13 protein-coding genes are annotated in these 17,924 nt (G+C 34.6%); 4 read left to right on the top strand and 9 right to left on the bottom strand.

The genetic code is table 11. From position 1 onward, the window contains the following. Positions 1-86: 86 nt before the first annotated feature. The 4 genes from ACFO5O_RS10985 to ACFO5O_RS10970 form a co-directional block, all read right to left on the bottom strand. Positions 87-944: a class I SAM-dependent methyltransferase gene (locus tag ACFO5O_RS10985; protein ID WP_387963714.1), complete on the bottom strand. Its 858-nt coding sequence runs from the start codon at positions 942-944 to the stop codon at positions 87-89. Positions 945-1,036: 92 nt separating this feature from the next. After that, the gene (gene mnmG / locus ACFO5O_RS10980) at positions 1,037-2,908 is read right to left on the bottom strand and encodes a tRNA uridine-5-carboxymethylaminomethyl(34) synthesis enzyme MnmG (protein WP_387963712.1); all 1,872 of its coding nucleotides are present in this window, start codon (positions 2,906-2,908) and stop codon (positions 1,037-1,039) included. 106 nt (positions 2,909-3,014) lie between these two features. Next, a complete protein-coding gene (gene ybeY, locus ACFO5O_RS10975) occupies positions 3,015-3,431 on the bottom strand; it encodes an rRNA maturation RNase YbeY (RefSeq protein ID WP_387963710.1) in 417 nt (138 codons plus the stop codon). After that, positions 3,418-6,774 carry a hypothetical protein gene (locus ACFO5O_RS10970; RefSeq protein WP_387963709.1) on the bottom strand — a complete coding sequence of 1,119 codons (3,357 nt, stop codon included), beginning with the start codon at positions 6,772-6,774 and terminating at the stop codon, positions 3,418-3,420. Before ACFO5O_RS10970 ends, ybeY begins: the two co-directional genes overlap by 14 nt. 146 nt (positions 6,775-6,920) lie before the next feature. Here ACFO5O_RS10970 and ACFO5O_RS10965 point away from each other — a divergent pair, with 146 nt between their 5' ends. Together ACFO5O_RS10965 and gltX are read left to right on the top strand one after the other, a co-directional pair. Then, on the top strand, positions 6,921-7,973 hold the full coding sequence (locus ACFO5O_RS10965) for an alkane 1-monooxygenase (RefSeq protein WP_387963708.1): 1,053 nt from the start codon (positions 6,921-6,923) through the stop codon (positions 7,971-7,973). Positions 7,974-8,074: 101 nt separating this feature from the next. Further along, the gene (gene gltX / locus ACFO5O_RS10960) at positions 8,075-9,598 is read left to right on the top strand and encodes a glutamate--tRNA ligase (RefSeq protein WP_387963706.1); all 1,524 of its coding nucleotides are present in this window, start codon (positions 8,075-8,077) and stop codon (positions 9,596-9,598) included. On the opposite strand, the gene ACFO5O_RS10955 is transcribed toward gltX, so the two are convergent. Beyond that, positions 9,595-10,281, bottom strand: coding sequence for a hypothetical protein (locus ACFO5O_RS10955; RefSeq protein WP_387963703.1), 687 nt, complete (start codon positions 10,279-10,281; stop codon positions 9,595-9,597). The genes gltX and ACFO5O_RS10955 overlap by 4 nt on opposite strands. 161 nt (positions 10,282-10,442) lie before the next feature. Here ACFO5O_RS10955 and ACFO5O_RS10950 point away from each other — a divergent pair, with 161 nt between their 5' ends. Next, positions 10,443-11,369 carry an SPFH domain-containing protein gene (locus ACFO5O_RS10950; RefSeq protein ID WP_387963702.1) on the top strand — a complete coding sequence of 309 codons (927 nt, stop codon included), beginning with the start codon at positions 10,443-10,445 and terminating at the stop codon, positions 11,367-11,369. Positions 11,370-11,412: 43 nt separating this feature from the next. Here ACFO5O_RS10950 and ACFO5O_RS10945 read toward each other — a convergent pair whose 3' ends face one another. The 4 genes from ACFO5O_RS10945 to ACFO5O_RS10930 form a co-directional block, all read right to left on the bottom strand. Next, positions 11,413-11,622 (bottom strand): hypothetical protein, encoded by a 210-nt coding sequence (locus ACFO5O_RS10945; protein ID WP_387963700.1) that lies wholly within the window; start codon positions 11,620-11,622, stop codon positions 11,413-11,415. A 68-nt stretch (positions 11,623-11,690) separates the two neighbouring features. After that, positions 11,691-12,845 (bottom strand): GNAT family N-acetyltransferase, encoded by a 1,155-nt coding sequence (locus tag ACFO5O_RS10940; RefSeq protein ID WP_387963699.1) that lies wholly within the window; start codon positions 12,843-12,845, stop codon positions 11,691-11,693. Positions 12,846-12,909: 64 nt separating this feature from the next. Next, the gene (locus tag ACFO5O_RS10935; protein ID WP_387963697.1) at positions 12,910-13,392 is read right to left on the bottom strand and encodes a DUF1761 domain-containing protein; all 483 of its coding nucleotides are present in this window, start codon (positions 13,390-13,392) and stop codon (positions 12,910-12,912) included. 84 nt (positions 13,393-13,476) lie between these two features. Continuing rightward, entirely contained in the window at positions 13,477-15,474 is a 1,998-nt protein-coding gene (locus tag ACFO5O_RS10930; protein WP_387963695.1) for a glutamine--tRNA ligase/YqeY domain fusion protein, read from the bottom strand. Positions 15,475-15,726: 252 nt separating this feature from the next. Here ACFO5O_RS10930 and ACFO5O_RS10925 point away from each other — a divergent pair, with 252 nt between their 5' ends. Further along, positions 15,727-17,922, top strand: a complete 2,196-nt coding sequence (locus ACFO5O_RS10925) for a T9SS type B sorting domain-containing protein (protein WP_387963693.1) — start codon at positions 15,727-15,729, stop codon at positions 17,920-17,922. Positions 17,923-17,924 lie beyond the last annotated feature (2 nt).

The raw sequence follows: 17,924 nt of genomic DNA, 5'->3' as shown, positions 1-17,924 counted from the left end.
AATTATTGACCAATTTAAGACCCTTAAAAAACAAAGGTTATATAAAGGTCCATTTAAGAATTATTCGGCTGTAAAAAAGCCTAAAATTAAGTTTTAGCCCTTTTTATTATATAAATCAATGAGGAATACTCTCCTGTACGCTTTGCATTGACATTTGAACGCCAACCTATCCAAAATGCTTTTATTGTTTTCATGACACCTCCCTTAAGTTTTTCGGAAAGCAAACTCACATAATACGAATCAAAAACCATTGGTTTAATTTTAGACACTTCCATTTTTTCAGTCTTTACCAATCTAGTAATTGCCCTTTTTGAAAAATGCCATAAATGTCGCGGCACGTCATAAGCCGCCCAAAAGCTTTTGTAATATTGGGCGTCATAACTATTGTAGTTTGGCACTGCTATGATTAAGGTCCCGTTTGGTTTAAGTAATTTATTGAATTGCACTAAATGTTCTTCAAGATTAGGAAGATGCTCAAAAACGTGCCATAATGAAATCACATCAAAGCATTCGGGATTCAACTTAAATAGTTCTTGAGAATCTAGAATCTTAGATTTAGTTTTAGCTTTTGCCATTGAACGTGCTTTATCATTAGGTTCAATTCCTGTTATCTGCCAACCATTTTGCTGAGCAACTTTTAAAAAGTCGCCTGTCCCGCAACCAACATCAAGCAAGTTTCCTTTTCCCTTATTCAAAGAATTAATAAGTTTAAGTTTTCTTTTTAAAGCAAATGATTTGATGATTTGATAAACGATTTCAAGAAAATTTCGTCTATTGTCAGTATGTGAAATATAATCTTCACTTTTATAATACTCCGGTAATTTGTCTAAAGAAGGCCTCGGAACTGTTTCCAACATATCTCCTTCTTCATTGAAAACTAACTGAAATTCTTCTCCGGAAACCGAATGGTCCTTAACCGTTAAAAACACGTCTTTGTCTTTCATTTAGTTTTGTTCGAGTTTTTTGCAGATTTAACAAGAAGATTCTTTAAAGCCAAAAACGAATTCAAAGTGTTCCACGTGAAACAATTTAAAAATTACCTCCCCATATAAACCAAAAGCACAGACACATCGCTTGGAGAAACCCCACTAATTCTTGATGCTTGACTAATGGTTCTAGGTTTAATCTTATTTAACTTTTCCCTTCCTTCAAAACTCATAGATTTTATTTTTGAATAGTCAAAATTTGAAGGAATCTTAATGTCCTCAAGTCTATTTAATTTGTCGGCATTGTTCTTTTCTTTGTCTATATACCCTGAGTACTTAACTTGAATTTCTGCCTGTTCAATAACTTCTTTATCTAATTCATGCTCTTGAATATAGGTCTCTACTGCTACAACCTTGCGCACATCATCCATTGAAATATTAGGCCTAGAAAATATCTTAAACAACTTTCCGGATTGATTGACAGGCGCCGAATCATTTCCCTCCAAAATTGGATTAATCTCCTCTGGAGTGACGCTAGTTTCTTTAAAAAACTCTACAAAAGAATCTGACTTAGATTGCTTTTCTTCCATGCGTCGCAATCTTTTTTCACTAGCTAAACCAAGCGTGTATCCTTTTGGTGTTAATCTAAAATCAGCATTGTCTTGACGCAAAAGGGTTCGATATTCAGCTCTAGAGGTAAACATTCTATAAGGTTCTTCTGTACCTTTAGTAATTAAGTCATCCACTAAAACACCTATATATGCTTCGTTTCGCTTTAATATAAATTCTTCGCGTTCCTGAACTTTTAAGGCCGCATTTATTCCAGCCATCAAACCTTGAGAAGCCGCCTCTTCATATCCAGTTGTTCCATTGATTTGCCCAGCAAAAAACAATCCTTCAACCAATTTAGTTTCTAATGTGTGCTTTAATTGGGTTGGCGGGAAATAATCGTATTCTATAGCATAACCTGGTCTAAAAAATTTGACCTTTTCAAACCCAGCAACAGATCTCAATGCCTTAAATTGCACATCTTCTGGAAGTGAGGTAGAAAACCCGTTTACATAAACCTCGACTGTATTCCAGCCTTCAGGCTCTACAAATAATTGATGTCTATCCTTATCTGCAAAACGATTAATCTTATCCTCAATTGAAGGACAATATCTTGGTCCAGTACTCTTAATTCGCCCATTAAACATTGGCGATCTATCAAACCCTTCTCGTAGCAAATCATGAACTTCTGGACTAGTATAACTCATGTGACAATCGCGTTGCTTTTGAAGTGGTTTCGTAACATCAGAATACGAAAACTTTTCAGGTATTTCATCACCTGGCTGAACAGTCATTTTGGTATAATCCAATGAACGCCCATCTACCCTTGGTGGTGTTCCAGTTTTCATTCTACCAGAATCAAACCCTAATTGAACTAATTGTTCGGTTATACCAGTAGCGGCCTTTTCACCCGCTCTTCCACCACCAAAATTCTTGTCACCAATATGTATGAGGCCATTTAAAAACGTGCCATTGGTTAATACAACTGTTCTAGCCTTGACTTTAACACCCAGTGAAGTTTTTACACCCACAACCTTGTGATTTTCTATAACAAGACCTGAAACCATTTCTTGATAAAAATCAAGGTTTGGTGTGTTTTCAAGCATCATCCTCCAATCTTCGGCAAACCTCATTCTGTCACTTTGAACCCTTGGGCTCCACATTGCCGGACCTTTAGATTTGTTAAGCATTTTAAATTGAATCGCTGAAGTATCACTCACAATTCCGCTATAACCTCCAAGAGCATCAATTTCTCTAACAATTTGTCCTTTCGCGATGCCACCCATTGCTGGGTTGCAGGACATTTGAGCGATGTTTTGCAAATTCATGGTAATAAGAAGTGTTTTACAACCCATATTTGCGCTGGCTGCAGCCGCTTCACTTCCAGCATGCCCAGCACCAACTACAACAACATCATAAATTTCATTAAACATATAAAACGAGTGTTATTACCTTTAATTTTTTCTCAAAAACAAATAAAATGTTTCACGTGGAACAATTTAATTGTACTTTTTGAATTTGCAAATATACGATGAAATCTTAAATGTTTGACAAGCTATCAATGTAGTAGTTTTCCTTCAATCGCATCTGTGATTCATCTTCTTTGGATTTGTCTTTATAACCACAATAATGAAGAACACCATGAACCATTACCCGACTTAATTCACTGTCAAAGTCAACTTTAAAGTCTTTAGCGTTATCCTCAACCCTTTCTACAGAAATATAGATGTCTCCACTTATTTCTTTACCCATGGTATAATCAAAACTGATGATATCAGTTAAAGTATCGTGGCTTAAAAATTCAAGATTTAATTTTAGCAAATAATCATCATCACAAAAGATATAATTAATCTCACCAAGCTTAAATCCTTCAGCAGAGATTACATCAATTATCCAATTTGAAATCTTGGTTTCATTGGTTAGTTTAAAATCTGTTTCGTAGTTAAAACTGATCATCCTCCTTTTTAAAATAATCTTGTACCTTCTTTTTGTAAATTAGTTGCAAAGGTAATGCTTGTCGATTTAAAATTTCGGTGGTATTAAAATATTCTTTGGCTTTAGGAATTTGATTGTTTGTTGTGTTTTTAAAATTATTAAAGTAAGATTCAGACTGACGTTTATTGTCCTGCCCTTGCATAAACGTTGCGTTTTCTAATTTAAGCAATTGGTATTGCAGGTCCATCATTTTTTGAAGTGTTTGATTTGTGAATCCTTTATTAATAAGATCCAATTCGATTTCCTCCATTTTCTTAATGGTCTCTTGCCCTATTCCACTCTCACCATCCTTTCCTAACTTATCTTGTAACGCCTGCCTTAACTGTTGTTGTTGTTGAAATATTCGGTACAGTTCACCATTTATTTCTTCACTATTACCTTCTCCATCACCCTGATTTTCTCCCTTCTCTTTACCGTCTTGTTTTTCATTATCGCCATCTTTTGGCTTGCCTTTCTCTCCTTTACTCAAACCCTCATTCATCTGCTTGTTAAGCTCTTCTTGACTCATAATAATATCTGGCAATTGCATTTCTTGAGACCCCTTTCCTCCCTGGCCGGGTGCATTATTCATTTGCGACTCCATATTATCTAAAACATCACTTAAAAAGCTAGCTAGCGTATTAGTTGCTGTTACGGTATATTGTTGTGCGGCGACACCTTGATATAACAAATTTTCAGAAAGCTGCTCTAAAGATTTATCTATATTAAAAAACACATTGGTAATTTGTTTATTTACCTGTTCCGATATCATAGGTTGCCTCAAAGACAGAGCAAACAAGCTATCGTCAATATGCTCAAAATGTTCACGTAAAGCACTTTGTTTGCGCAGCAACCTACCATATTGATTATTATTGATCTCAATATCCTTAAAAACGTCCATTAGAGCTTCTTGATCAAATGAAAATAATACTAGATTATCAAGAATCTGCCTCAATATTTCGGCATCTTCAACTATCTGATCACCACTACCTGCACTCATGGCCTGTTCCATGCTGGAGCTCATTTGTTTCATTTTTTTTGCGGCACTTTTTTGCTTCTGTTTTGCTTTTTCTTGGTTCTGTTTAGATTGTTCTTTGTTGCCATTCTCCTCGTTTTCTTCCTTCTTCTCTAGTTCATCGGAAGCCTCCTGTTGTTCTTCCTTAATCTCTTCTTCTGTAAGCTTGTCTTCAGGTAAGTTTAATGGATCTTTAAGTGCTTTATTTTCTTTTTGAAGTTCATTGAGTTCTTTTTGAAATTCTTCAAATTTTTTATTGAGTTTGTCTTGCTCTTCCTTTGTGTTTTTATCATCAGACTCATTTGAAAGTTTTTCTTGATCTTCTGCTGTGTTTTCAAGCTCATCTTTCAACTTTTCGGTCTTTTTAGCGACATAATAGCGTTTTGTTAGTTCGAGTAATTGCTCTAAACTTCGTTGTTTATTTTTGTTTTGTTTGGCAAGTTCTTCTAGCTTTTGGGTAAACTCTTCCTTTTGAATTTTCTCCTGTAGTTTTTCAAGTTCTTCGAGAAGTTTTTCGTCTTCTTTAAGTTGTTCTTCGTTCTCTTCAAGCCGTTGTTTTAATGCCTCTTTAAAGTCGTCTCTTTCTTCCTTGTCATCTTGAAACTGTTCAATATTCTCTTTGAGTTTTTTATTAAAATTCTGCATCAACTGTTCTTGTTCCTTTTGACGTTTCAAGAAATTCTCAAACTTTTTCTTGTCGTTGAAATTAAGCTCGCTTTTCTCCTTTTGAAGTTTAGAAAGCTCTTCTAATTGCTTATCTTGCTCTTTAAGTTTATCGACCGTTTTGCTAATATCCTTAATGGTTTCATTTTGCTCTTGCAATTGCTTTCGTTGTTCTTCTTCCTTTGTAAGCTTTCTATAGCTGTATATGGCACTTTTTACACTTTTAAAATTGTGAATGGCGTCATTATCAAATACCTGAAAAAAGAATTCATAGGTTTCGCCTTCGGTTAAATCTAATTGATTAGGAAATGCTCCCACAAACTCATCAAAATTGGTTTTTGATATGGGTATAAATTCAATTTTTTTAGCTTCTTCGTTGTTAATAGGGTAATAAACCAATTGTAATTTACTTAAACCATAATCATCACTTACTTGACCGAAATAATACAGCGTTTGGTTGTCGATACTGTCCCTTTCTACCTTTAAATTCAATTCTGGATATTCGTCTTTTACCACTTTTATAGTATACGCCAGATTTTCGTAATCCGTTAATTTACTGTTACTTGTGCTAATAGTGTAGTCAAAATTGTTAAATAAGCGCTTTTTGGCTTGAAATAAATTAGCACTACTTTTTTCAAATGGAATCGTATCTTTTGTGTAAATGGAAACCATATCGGTCGATTTCGTGTTAATTTCCCATGCCACAGTTGTCCCCTCCGGTACCACAGTACTTCCAGTGCTTTTTAAAATCTCCTCTTTTTTATTTGTATGACGAGGGAATGTTAAGGTCATTTCAAAATTTACTAAAGTAGGCACCTTGACAACCTCTAATGTGTAGGGTTTAGAATTAACATTATTCGCAGAAAGACTAAACTCAATGTCTTTAGTAGTTTGAGTAAATACATATTCAAATTGACCAGGAGCAGTTTGCTGAAGAAAATACGATTCACCATTAAAATGAATTTGAGCATTCTGTGGAATAACGTCCCCCGCTGTTGAAACTTGTATTTTAAAATCCTTGTTTTCAATAGCTTGAAGCTTTTCATTTATAACAAAAAACTGAAATGGTGCAGGTGGTTCAAATGCCGTTTTATAATTCACAACACGCTTATAACTATCACTAAACCAGTCTATTTGTCCCGTTGCATACGAAACTAAAACCACAATGACTGGAATTGCTGCATACTTTAAATATTTAAGATTTTTTTTAAAATTTACAGCTAACTTAAAAGGTATGGGATTGAGCTCGGTAGATTTTTGATCTATACTCGCTAAAAGCAGTTCAGACTCTTTTGTGTTGTTTTTTAACTGTATGATATTAAGTAACTTATCATTGACTTCAGGAAAATGATTTCCTATAATTCTGGAAGCTTCCTCATAACCAATTCCCTTTTGTAGTTTGAAAAGTTTAGCTAATGGAATTATCAAAAACTTCCAAAACAACGCCAGCTCCACTGCGACAAAACACCAAAACAGAATAGTTCTTGCTAGGGGTTTTAGCCACAGTATATATTCAATAAATAGAGTGACCAAAAAATAAAGCAATCCAATAGTAAAAAACAGTATTACCCCTTTGAGTAATTCATTGGTGTAGTAGCGCTTTATAAACTGCTCTAACTTGTTTTGTATGATAGAAAAGTTGCCCATAATAATATAACATACTAATCTACAATTTTATTTTAAGTCGTAAATATCTAAATTTGATAAGATTCTGTTAATTTCGAGTATTCGATTAATATTCAGGGTTAACGTACTACATAATTGTATTTAACAGTTTTTAGTGTTGTAATAACATGAAAGATTTAAAATATTTAGCAGCTTTCTCAATTCCCATGAGTGCCATTTTAGGCTTATGGATGAAAGACTTATGGTTATTTGCGACACCAATTTTTGCTTTTGCAGTTATTCCTTTTTTGGAAATGATGTTGCCAATTGACAACAAAAACCTAAAGCCAGGTGTTGTTGAAAGCAAGTTAAAAAACAAATTATTTGACTGGCTTCTATATTTAAACCTTCCATTAGTTTATGGAATTCTATATTATGGATTAACTCTTTCTATTTCTGAAAATTTCACGACTGTTGAATTTTTGGGTCTTATATTTTCAGTTGGTATTGTAATCGGTGTTAATGGCATTAATGTGGCCCATGAATTGGGTCATCGGCAAGGTACAAAAGAACGGTTTTGTGGTAAAGCTCTTCTACTGCCTGCCCTATATATGCATTTTTATATCGAACATAATTTTGGACATCACTTACATGCCGCAACCAAAGAGGATCCCGCAACAGCAAGATACAATCAAACGGTATATTCATTCTGGATTACTTCGGTTTTTAGGCAATATGTTAATGCTTGGAGAATTCAAAACAAATTGTTACGTATTAAGCAAAATTCATTTTTCTCTGTTAAGAATGATATGTTTTGGTATTTGGTAATTCAAACATTATTTCTATTATCCGTCCTTAATGTTTTTGGAATGATGGGTCTTTTGTTCACAATAGCATCGGCTGTTATAGGGTTTTTGCTTTTAGAAACCGTCAATTATATTGAACATTATGGCCTGTTACGTCTCAAAACTTCTTCAGGGCGTTATGAACGTGTTGGAGAAAAACATTCATGGAACTCTAATCATATAATAGGAAGAATAGTGCTCTATGAGCTCACCAGGCATAGCGACCATCACTATAAATCATCAAAAAAATATCAGGTATTGAACTGTCATGAAGAAAGTCCACAAATGCCGTTTGGCTATCCAACATCCATGGTATTGGCCTTTATACCTCCACTTTGGTTTGCTATAATGAATAAACGTATACCTACTGAAATGATAATGAATCATCACGTTTAAGCGTTGCAAGAAATTAAAGCAACCACTCAATTAGGTTCTATCCATTTTTTCTTTGTTCTCTTATCTTATCAATCTATCTTTGCGGCATCAAAAATGAAACTATGAGCGATCAAGTTCGTGTGCGTTTTGCACCTAGTCCAACAGGGCCTTTACATATTGGCGGTGTTCGTACTGCTTTATTCAATTATTTATTTGCAAAGCAACACAGCGGAACGTTTGTTTTAAGAATAGAAGATACCGATCAAACCCGTTATGTCGAAGGGGCTGAAGACTATATTGTTTCAGCTTTGAATTGGTGTAACATACCATTTGATGAAGGTCCTGGGAAAAATGAAACTTATGGACCCTATCGTCAAAGTGAACGCAAGCACTTGTATAAAGCTTTTGCCGAACAATTGATTAATTCTGGACATGCATACTATGCCTTTGACTCTTCTGAAGAGTTGGAGTTACACAGAAATGATTATGAGCAAAAAGGAAAGACATTTATTTATAACTGGCATAACCGGGGAAAACTCAAGAACTCGATTTCGTTACCAAATGATGAAGTTCAACACAAAATTGCCAATGGTGATGATTACGTAATTCGTTTTAAATCACCGCAGGGACAAACACTTCATTTAACAGATAGTATTCGCGGAAATATTACCATAGACACTAATATTTTAGATGATAAAGTGCTCTTTAAAAGTGATGGCATGCCTACCTATCATTTAGCCAATATTGTGGATGATCATTTAATGAAGATTACGCATGTTATAAGAGGTGAAGAATGGTTGCCGTCATTGGCTTTACACCAACAACTTTATGATGCCTTTGGTTGGAAAGCCCCTCAATTTGCACATTTGCCTTTAATTTTGAAGCCATCGGGGAAAGGAAAGTTAAGTAAGCGCGATGGGGACAAATTAGGGTTTCCAGTATTTCCACTACAATGGAAAGACCCAAAAACTGATGAAATTTCAAGAGGCTATAAAGAGGACGGTTATTTTCCAGAAACCATGGTGAATTTTTTAGCTTTTCTCGGCTGGAATCCTGGTACTGAACAAGAAATTTTCGATTTGGAACAACTCGTCAAAGAATTTGACTTGACAAGGGTTCATAAATCGGGCGCTCGCTTTGATCCTGAAAAAGCCAAATGGTATAATCACCATTATATGCAAGAACAAAACAACGCCGATTTAGCAGCGGATTTTAAAGCATCAAAAGCGGAACTTAAAGACATAGATGTAAATTATATCGCTCTTGTGGTTGAACTCATTAAAGAGCGTGCGACATTTTTAGATGATTTTTGGGGCTTAAGTCATTTTTTCTTCACCACACCCGCAGTTTATGAAGAAAAGGCTTTTAAAAAGGCTATAAAAGAGGATACGGCAGTTATTTTAACTGAAGTTGACAAAATTATTACTGATATTAATGATTTCTCTAAAGAAGCTATAGAAAAAACCTTAAAAACTTGGATTACCGAAAATGCTATAGGTTTTGGAAAGGTAATGATGCCTTTACGTCTTGCGCTCGTAGGTGATTTACAAGGTCCTGATGTATTTGATATCATGTTTTTAATTGGAAAGGCAGAAACTAAAAAGCGGATTGCTCTCCTATTAAACACGATAGCATCTTCAAATTAAAAGGTAAACATTACCGTGAACGCCATCATGGATTGATTTCCTTTGAATTTCGTAGTACTGCTACCTGAAGTGTCTAGGCCTTTATCATTTAGCTTATTTAGCGTGTTTGTTAGGCCGTGTATGTATTGTCCTTTAATCTTAAAACTATCAAATCCTGCTGTTATACCTACGGCGGCATTGATATTAAACTTTGAAATGTCCTGAATTTCCTCGGCTCTTAAATTGTCATAGTTCGTTAAGATATAGTTGGATTGATCCTCATTTGTTAATTCCATCTCGCTGTTGTATTGAATCATAGGTCCAGCATCAAGTGTTACATTGCTACCCACCAACTTAATATGGGCTAATAAAGCAACTTGGGCGGTAAAAATTTTATATTCTATAGGTTGATCCGACAAACTTATGCCTTCAGGTCGACCAAAAATATCTACATTGTTTTCTGATAGTTGAATGCTATAACTCACATTATACCACCGATGTGGTATATCTACAGTAGCCGACATACCTCCCATCCAGCCATCACTTCTTTGTGTTTCAAAATTGTCGGTTATGATATCGTATTTTGTGATACCGCCATAAACTCCAAACCCATTGACAATATCAAAGGTTTTATGTTGCGCATAATGCGTTGTAACAAAACCCATACAAAGGGCTACTAATACTATAAGCTGTTTGTTATTCATGAGATTTTTTGCGTGATTTAAAACAAACCTAGGCAAATTTTTACAAAAACCGATTGCTTACTTAAAATTTTGCCTACAGATTTTCTTCTTCAAGGTTATTACAATGGAGAAAATATAGCTTAAATTAGTTGTCACTATTTTTAACCATTAAAACACTTGTTATGGGTCAATTTATTTTATTACCTGTTATTTTCTTCGGAATAATTATTCTAATCTCTGCGTTTTTCATTGTAAAACAACAAACAGCCGTAATTATCGAGCGTTTTGGGCGCTTTAACAGTATACGTCATTCTGGTCTTCAGATGAAAATACCTTTAGTAGACCGAGTTGCGGGTCGCTTAAGCCTTAAAATTCAACAATTGGATGTAATTATTGAAACAAAAACGTTGGATGATGTGTTTGTTCGTCTTAAAGTTTCTGTTCAATACAAAGTAATTAGAGAGAAAGTATATGATGCATTTTATAAGTTAGATTATCCGCATGATCAGATTACATCTTACGTGTTTGATGTGGTTCGTGCTGAAGTTCCAAAGATGAAATTAGACGATGTTTTTGTAAAGAAAGATGACATAGCCATTGCAGTAAAGGCCGAGCTGAATGACGCTATGTTAGATTATGGATTTGATATAATTAAAACTTTAGTTACAGATATCGACCCTGACTCACAAGTTAAAGCGGCTATGAACAGAATTAACGCTTCTGAACGTGAAAAAATTGCTGCACAATACGAAGGTGATGCAGCTCGTATACTTATTGTAGAAAAGGCAAAAGCAGAAGCTGAGAGCAAGCGTCTACAAGGCCAGGGAATTGCAGATCAAAGGCGTGAGATTGCAAGAGGATTGGAAGAATCGGTTGAAGTATTGAATAAAGTTGGAATCAATTCACAAGAGGCTTCGGCATTAATTGTAGTGACGCAACATTATGATACGCTTCAATCTATCGGCGAACATGTAAATAGTAATCTCATCTTATTACCTAATTCTCCTCAAGCTGGAAGTGATATGCTCAACAATATGGTTGCAAGTTTTACGGCCAGCAATCAAATTGGAGAAGCAATGAAACAGGCCAAAAACAAGAAGAAAGAATAAAAATTTCAAAACAAAAAAGCCTTAGTATAAATGCTAAGGCTTTTTAATGTTGTTTTTTATAAGTTTCTACAAGCGACTTTAAACTATTCAAATAATCGCTTAAGGCTTTGTCATCCAAATTGCCTTGGCTACTTGAGTTTCCCGAAATGGTTAACGGGTTTTCCTCTAAATATTTTGTCAGTTCGGGGTAGTTTTCCTCAATGTAAATCGTTAATCTGGAAATTTCGGCTAATATGTTGTTTGATGCTTCCATATCACGCCTTAAAATACGAAAATAGCAGGTTTTTTCAAAATCAAACTATTAAAGACTAATCATTTGTTTTATGAAAACGGGTGTCGTTCTTCCCAATCATTATTTGGTTTCATAAAATTAAATATTGTTCTCAACAATTTATTTGCTAGTGTGTTAGTGTGCTTTACAAACATTACCATCGGCAGAGCTTTTGCACCGACGGAACTCTTAATTTCCATTGCTGTGCGCGCATATACTATTAATTTAAACTTATGTATTATTCCGAAATCAAGCATATCGTAGAGCATATTTAAATACAATTGATTACTATATTGATGTTCAGAATCATAACCTAAAAAATAAGTTTCAAGCGTATTGTGATTTAAAATAAGTGAGTAAAACCCTATTAATTGGCCTTCTAAATAATAGCCATATATCTTGAAATTATCTTGAAGCTCTTGCTTATATTGGTAAAAGTGTTGTTGGGGTAGATAAAACGTATTGAATTTGGCATTGTTAGACACATTGCTGTAGAGTGAGTGTAGTTGTTTTGAGTTGTTCTGTACATCATCAAGTGTTAATTCTTTGCGTTCTATCCCGTTAAATTTTTTTCTAGCACGTTTGTATCGTGTTCTATACTTCTTGTTTAAATTGGCAATATAATCCTCCATTTTCAACCAATTTGGTCTAATTTCTAAAATCATATTGGGTTGAACTGTGACTTTATAATAGCCATTGTGGTCAAAAAGATGTGCAGCCTTGTGAATTGGATCGTTCAAAAAATAGTCTTTAAACATTATTAACCGAATTTTCTTTTTCTTTTCAACCTTGATTTGTTTTTTAAGGGTATCAATAGCATCAAAAATTCCATTCAAAACTTCATTAATTTTTACAGTTGAAGAAATATAATACATCCCATGTTGGCCAGTATGAGTTAAATTACCAACCACCAGTATATTCCCTTTTAAAAAAATAGATAGTAAGTCCCTTAAAAGCGTTTTTAGCCTAGAAGTAGACGAATTCCTAAACATATCCTTTAGGTACAAACGCACATGCTGAACAAGGACCATAGCAACCAAGGAGTCTTTTTTGAAAACAGCAACATAATATAATTTAATGTTGTTGGGAGTTGCATTTTCTAAAGCCTTAAAATAGCTTCTTGAAAGCATTATATCCTTGCTTTCAATTTCGTCCCAACTTCTTGGAAGTTCCTTATACGAATTATATAGTTTGTATTGTATCAAATTAAAAAGAAAAGACTGTACAATTAAATTGACAGTCTTTATTAAATTTTAAAACTAAAGGTTTTTATCTCCAGCCACAAATAATAGCGCCCATTATTCCTAAAGTCACTATCCAATAGCCACTATTAATAAAAATGTATTTGGCGCTCTTGCGCTCAAAAAGCGCATTAGTGCCTATTATTGGTAGCGCAATAAAAATTCCCGCAAGAACCCCGTGCAAGGCGCCATGTTTAAAAGTTCTAAATGCATTTCCATAATCGTCCATAAATGCTTGATAAGATGGCAAGGCTGTGCTAGGATCGCCACCAATTAGACTAAAAGCGCCTGTTTGATGATTTGTTAAGAATTGCAATTGAAAGGCCAATAAAAAAGCAAAAAACAAGGCTAGAGCAAATATTTTACCCATGTTTCCACCTTTAACCTTTTCTTCAGTCATTTCAGCAGCTTTCATCCAAGCATTGCCAAAAACTTTTGGGTTATACCAAAAAAAACCTACCACAAGTGCTGAAACCGCGGCGGCAATAAGCGCTAAAAAATTAAATTCCATATGTTTAAAGTATTAGTTAGTGATCTAAATATAGTTGAAAATATTTATTCTATTAATTATTTTAACGTTTTTTAGAGCCCTAAACTAAATTTCTGAAGCCTCATTTCTTAATACAGCATTATCATCTTCAATGGCTTTTTCAATAAAATCTTTAATCGCTTCATTGTGCTGTAGCCCATTGTTTAAAAGCACTTTTAATGCAATAACCGTGGCTATTCTAGTGCCTGTTTTTTTAACTGCCGTACCAAAGAGCGGGCTTAACTCATCATAAGTCACTTGTTTAGCCAACTCTGCAATTTCGGCTTTTACCTTAAGCTGTTTGGCTTCTGGCAGATTAGTGTATTTCTTACCTAATTGTTGTATAACATCAATAGCTTTTCGCTGTGGTTGATTTTGTTTTTGTTGCGGTTTATTTTGATTCTTGTTAACTGGTTTTTGTTTTTCCCAAGAGTCTCTTAAACCAACCGTTTTATTGAAAACTAAATGTTCAATACTTGAATCGTCATCAACATTAAAATATCCAATACGCTGAAATTGATAACGGTCTCCTATCTTGGCGTCTTGTAAACTTGGTTCAACAAAAGCTTTTAATATTTTCAACGAATTAGGATTTATAAAATCCATAAAATCTTTATCTGGATGACTATCAGGTGCTTCGTCCATAAATAAGCGATCGTACTCTCTAACTTCAGCTTCAATTGCATGTTTTATAGAAACCCAATGTAATGTTCCTTTTACCTTTTTTGAAGTGTCTTCTGAATATGTACAATGCATTTCAATAATATCACCGTTGGCATTTTTTACAACTTTTTCTCCTTTAATGATATAAGCATTTTTGAGTCTGACTTCTTTTCCTAAAGTTAATCGGAAATATTTATTACTTGCTGATTCTTTAAAGTCTTCCTTTTCAATAAAGATCTCTTTGGAAAAAGGAACTTTTCTATATCCTGCGTTTTCATCCTCTTGATTATTTTCAGCCTCTAACCACTCTTCTTTTCCATCGGGGTAATTTGTAATTACAACTTTTAAAGGATTTAAAACCGCCATTACTCTGGGAGCTGTTTTGTTCAAATCTTCTCGAACACAAAACTCCAAAAGAGACACGTCTATAATATTATCGCGTTTTGCTACTCCTACTCGTTCAATAAAATGCCGGATTGCCATTGGTGTGTAGCCTCGACGTCGCAACCCCGAAATTGTTGGCATTCTAGGATCATCCCATCCTTTTACGATGCCCTCCTCAACTAATGTGAGAAGCTTTCGCTTGCTCATTATGGTGTAGCTTAAGTTTAATCTGGCAAATTCCCGTTGCTTTGGAAGAAGCGGGTAATCATCTTTACTGTAAGAATATACTTGCTCTTTAAACCAGTCGTATAATTCTCTGTGGGGCTTAAATTCTAACGAACATAATGAATGCGATATTTGTTCAATGTAATCACTTTCACCGTGAGTCCAATCATACATTGGATAAATACACCAATCATTGCCAGTTCTGTGATGGTGTTTTTTTAAAATTCGATACATTATTGGGTCCCGCATTAACATATTGGGATGTTGCATATCAATTTTTGCGCGTAGTATGTGTGTACCCTCCTCAAATTCTCCAAGCTTCATGCGCTCAAATAAATCTAGGTTTTCTTCAATACTTCTATTCCTAAATGGTCCGTCCACTCCTGGTTCTGTTGGAGTTCCTTTTTGTTCGGCCATGGCCTCACTAGATTGTGAATCAACATAAGCTTTACCATCCTTGATAAGCAAAATTGCCCAATCATAAAGTTGTTGAAAATAGTCTGAAGAATACAACTCATTGGCCCATTGGTAGCCTAGCCATGAAACATCCTTTTTAATAGCATCAACGTATTCTTGTTCTTCTTTGGCGGGATTTGTATCATCAAACCGTAGGTTCACAGGCGCGTTATATTTTTCGCCTAAACCAAAGCTAATCCCTATGGCTTTTGTATGGCCTATATGAAGATATCCGTTGGGTTCCGGAGGAAAACGAAAACGTAGATTATTCCTAGAGAATCCATTAGCTAAATCCTCTTCAATTATATGTTCAATAAAATTTAACGGTTTGCTCACTCTTTTATATGTTGTCAAAATTAAAAAGCAAACTTACGCAAAATTGGAGATATAAAATTGACTTCCATGCAGATATGGATTAAATTTTATTCTGTTAATAACTAACAAAAAGCTTGGAAAATTGAAAAAAAAAATTAACTTTACATCGTTAAACGGTTGATTTTATCGATAAAGCGCCTTTTTAACAATCGAGATCCCCAAATCTTGATTGTTAATAATTAACAAAAAATTAAAAACTTAACCTCAAATGTTATGGGTAGTATTGTATCATATACTGTTCAATTGACTATGTGCATTGGCCTGCTATTGTTAAGCAGCACAATGTTGGGTCAATCCCTTAAGCAACCAGAACTTCAATTTTCTGCACCTTGTGTGTCAGCATCATTTAATGAATTTCATGTCAACTTTGCTTGGGATCCACCAATGGTATATTCTGACAATAAATTTATATTAGAATTATCTGACAAAGATGGAAGTTTTGCTAATCCTAGAGAATTAGTTGCTTATGGTGATAAAAATACAATCTTTAAGTTTGAATTTGTTTTCGCATTTCCAACAGATTTACGTGGTACCAACTACAAAGTTCGCGTGAGAAGTACTAATCCACAAAAAATCAGTCCCGAATCCAATGCTTTTCCTGCCTACTACCTTGCAGTAAATCAACCTTTGGTCATAAATAATTTTGTGGGTACAATTGCTTCATGTGATGGGTCTCCAGTAACTATAAACGTAACTAATTATCCTAATCAACCGGCATACAGATGGTACAGGAATGGCACTTACCTTTCTTCACAAAATCAATCTTCAATTACAACGTCACAAGCAGGTATTTATTATGTAGAATTAGATTATGGCACTTATTGTTCAAGCGCAACACTTTCTAATGCTGTTGAGCTAGTTAACGGACAATCAACTGGAGTTAGTATTAATGGATCAAATTCAATTGAAGTGTGTGAAGGCCAATCTCATTTTTTAGTCGCCAGTTTAGATAACACCAACACATCCTATAAATGGTTTAGAAATAACCAAGCTGTATCGACTTCGGGATATCACCCTCGATTTGATATAAACACAGTAGACAATGCAGAGGGTACTTGGCACGTAGAGATTCAAAGAAACGGTGGATGTATGGAGCGTTCTGGAAATGTAACTGTTCAATATAAAAGTATTAACGCTTCGCTACAAAGTCAATCTGGCACTCTATTATTACCTGGAGATGAAATTACTCTAGAGGCTAGCACTAATGCTACTCAACCTAGTTATAGTTGGTATAGAAATGACGTTTTAATTTCTAATGCCACTGAAAAAACCTACGCAACATCGCAACCAGGTAGCTATTTTGCGAAAATAAAAGAATCAGCAGGTTGTATTTTAGAAATTGCAACCGCTAGAATAAACATAGAAATCCCTACATCAATTAGTGTTTCAATTGGAAAAAGGTCTGATTATTTAAGTTGTGAAAGCGCATCAACTGAAATTAGTTTAAGCACTATAACAGCAACTTTAAGCGATGGTAGTGAAATTGATGCTTATAATAGTTTGGTGAATCGATTTTCTTATCAATGGTATAGAAATACTGTCCTTTTAGCTAACGCAACAACAACTAGTTTGATGTTAGATGGTCCTGAAGACAATGGAATTTATAAAATTAAAGCAGCCTTAAACGATTTAAATCTTGTGTCAAACGAAGAAGATATTAAATTAGGTTTGTCAAACGATTTAACCATAACTAGTGTTGGGTCCTTATCATGTGATGGTTCAACAAGTGTAAAACTTTCTGCCAATGTTACAGATCCTAACTTTACATATCAGTGGTATAAGGATGGGCAAGTCATGGATTCAGAAAATTCCCCTTATGTTGAGACCAATGAAAGTGGTACCTTCAAGCTAGAAGTAAACGGTTTTGGATGCTCGCTAATTTCAGAGAATTTAACGATTAGCCCTTTAAACACTGATGTTGTTCAGGTAGATTCAGGAGATTTCGTAACCATAAATGAAGGAATTTCCCGAACGATTAATGCTACAGGTGCCGATAGTTATGCTTGGTACCGTGCAGAAACATTAGATTTAATTTCAAATGATTCCTATTTAACAATTTCAGAAGAAGGTCAGTATATTTTAAAGGCTTCCGTAAATGGTTGTGAAATTACAAAAACCATTACTGTTGAATATTTGGAAAGCTTTGCAATTCCAAATGTTATAACACCAAATGCAGACGGTTACAACGATAAATGGATATTACCTAATTCATATGCTAATAACAGCAATGTAGAGGTTTCCATATTTACCTTAACTGGGGAGCGTGTAATTCAAACTTATAATTATCAAAATGATTGGCCTCAAAACAACATTCCTGTAGCCAGTTCTAGTAAAAAGCCTATTTATTTTTATAAAATTACAAAGGACAATAATGTGTTGCGTAAAGGAACCATAACAGTAATAGATTAACG

The organism is Geojedonia litorea (assembly GCF_042654525.1).
Lineage (GTDB): Bacteria > Bacteroidota > Bacteroidia > Flavobacteriales > Flavobacteriaceae > Geojedonia > Geojedonia litorea.
Note: the sequence above shows the minus strand (reverse complement) of the source record. Positions and strands in the feature narration are given on the sequence as shown.

What these genes read in the sequence shown, in the direction of transcription:
- ACFO5O_RS10985 (WP_387963714.1), bottom strand. Translation starts at nt 944, where the DNA reads ATGAAAGACAAAGACGTGTTTTTAACGGTTAAGGACCATTCGGTTTCC.
- mnmG (WP_387963712.1), bottom strand. Translation starts at nt 2,908, where the DNA reads ATGTTTAATGAAATTTATGATGTTGTTGTAGTTGGTGCTGGGCATGCT.
- ybeY (WP_387963710.1), bottom strand. Translation starts at nt 3,431, where the DNA reads ATGATCAGTTTTAACTACGAAACAGATTTTAAACTAACCAATGAAACC.
- ACFO5O_RS10970 (WP_387963709.1), bottom strand. Translation starts at nt 6,774, where the DNA reads ATGGGCAACTTTTCTATCATACAAAACAAGTTAGAGCAGTTTATAAAG.
- ACFO5O_RS10965 (WP_387963708.1), top strand. Translation starts at nt 6,921, where the DNA reads ATGAAAGATTTAAAATATTTAGCAGCTTTCTCAATTCCCATGAGTGCC.
- gltX (WP_387963706.1), top strand. Translation starts at nt 8,075, where the DNA reads ATGAGCGATCAAGTTCGTGTGCGTTTTGCACCTAGTCCAACAGGGCCT.
- ACFO5O_RS10955 (WP_387963703.1), bottom strand. Translation starts at nt 10,281, where the DNA reads ATGAATAACAAACAGCTTATAGTATTAGTAGCCCTTTGTATGGGTTTT.
- ACFO5O_RS10950 (WP_387963702.1), top strand. Translation starts at nt 10,443, where the DNA reads ATGGGTCAATTTATTTTATTACCTGTTATTTTCTTCGGAATAATTATT.
- ACFO5O_RS10945 (WP_387963700.1), bottom strand. Translation starts at nt 11,622, where the DNA reads ATGGAAGCATCAAACAACATATTAGCCGAAATTTCCAGATTAACGATT.
- ACFO5O_RS10935 (WP_387963697.1), bottom strand. Translation starts at nt 13,392, where the DNA reads ATGGAATTTAATTTTTTAGCGCTTATTGCCGCCGCGGTTTCAGCACTT.
- ACFO5O_RS10925 (WP_387963693.1), top strand. Translation starts at nt 15,727, where the DNA reads ATGGGTAGTATTGTATCATATACTGTTCAATTGACTATGTGCATTGGC.